Source organism: Mesorhizobium sp. M7A.F.Ca.AU.002.02.1.1, from assembly GCF_003998535.1.
GTDB lineage: Bacteria > Pseudomonadota > Alphaproteobacteria > Rhizobiales > Rhizobiaceae > Mesorhizobium > Mesorhizobium ciceri.
The window spans coordinates 1-1,334 of the sequence record NZ_RZPB01001165.1 but is presented as its reverse complement, the minus strand read 5'-3'; the positions used below and the strand labels follow the sequence as shown (position 1 = coordinate 1,334).

Here is a 1,334-nt window from a genome sequence, read left to right as displayed (position 1 = left end):
GTGCCGGCTCGATCGTCACGGTGAGGTCTTCGAGTTCGCCCGCCATCCGCGTTTCGATGATCGCCTTCAGCGCATCGATGCCCTCGCCGGTCACCGCCGACACCGCAATCGGCGGCGCCTTGTTGGCATCGGCGCCGTCTGCAAGCAGCCGGGTCCGGTTGCCTTCGTCGAGCCGGTCGATCTTGTTCCACACTTCGATCACCCGCTTGGCATCACCAGCGTCAACGCCAAGATCTGCAAGGATACGCTCGACATCCTCGGCCTGGGCGGCCGTGTCCGGATCGGAAATGTCGCGCAGATGAAGCACGAGGTCGGCCTCGACCACCTCTTCCAGGGTGGCGCGGAAAGCCGCGATCAGATGTGTCGGCAGGTCCGAAATGAAGCCGACCGTGTCGGAGAGGATGATCGGCGTGCCATGTGGCAGGCGCACGCGGCGCAGCGTCGGGTCGAGCGTGGCGAACAGCATGTCCTGTGCCAGCACATCCGCCCCGGTCAGCCGGTTGAACAGCGTCGACTTGCCGGCATTGGTGTAGCCGACGATCGCCACCACCGGGAACGGCACCTTCCTGCGCTTGGCGCGGTGCAGGTCGCGCGTGCGCCGCACCGTTTCCAGCTCCTGCTTCAGCTTGATGATCTTTTCCTGCAACTGCCGCCGGTCGGATTCGATCTGTGTTTCGCCGGGGCCCCCAAGGAATCCGGCGCCGCCGCGCTGACGCTCCAAATGGGTCCAGCTACGCACGAGGCGGCCCTTCTGGTAGTTGAGATGGGCGAGCTCGACCTGCAGCGTGCCTTCCTTGGTGCGTGCACGCTCGCCGAATATCTCGAGGATCAGCCCGGTGCGGTCCAGCACCTTGGCGTTCAGCTCTTTCTCGAGATTGCGTTGCTGCACAGGGGTCAGCGGATGGTCGACGACGACCACTTCCGCATGTCCCTCTTTGACGATTTCCGCGAACTCGGCGACCTTGCCGCTGCCGAGCAGCGTCGCCGGGCGCGGATCGTTGACGGTCACCACCGCGGTGTGAATCAGATCAAGGTTGATGGCGCGGGCAAGGCCAACGGCCTCGTCGTGACGCGCATCAGCCGAACGCATCAGCCGCGGGCGGTTGGTCTCGTCGTCGTTGCGCTGGTGGCGGGTAAGGACGGGCACAATGACCACGGCCCGGGTCGGGCCCTTGGCCTCAGTCCTGGGGTGATGCGCTGGTTTCCCGCGAACGGTGGCGTCCGCGTCTTTCTCACGTGCCAATCAGGCGCCCTGGCTTTCCTCGCCATCGAACATCTGAACCGGCTGGCTCGGCATGATCGTGGAAATGGCGTGCTTGTAGACGAGCTGGGAG

Annotated in this window: 2 protein-coding genes; both read right to left on the bottom strand. The window is 64.9% G+C overall.

From position 1 onward, the window contains the following. A partial coding sequence (gene hflX / locus EN879_RS36135; protein WP_127274722.1) for a GTPase HflX occupies positions 1-1,243 on the bottom strand: 1,243 nt, incomplete at its 3' end. Beyond that, positions 1,244-1,334: RNA chaperone Hfq (locus EN879_RS36130; RefSeq protein ID WP_206521087.1), on the bottom strand; the 91-nt coding region annotated here is incomplete at its 5' end.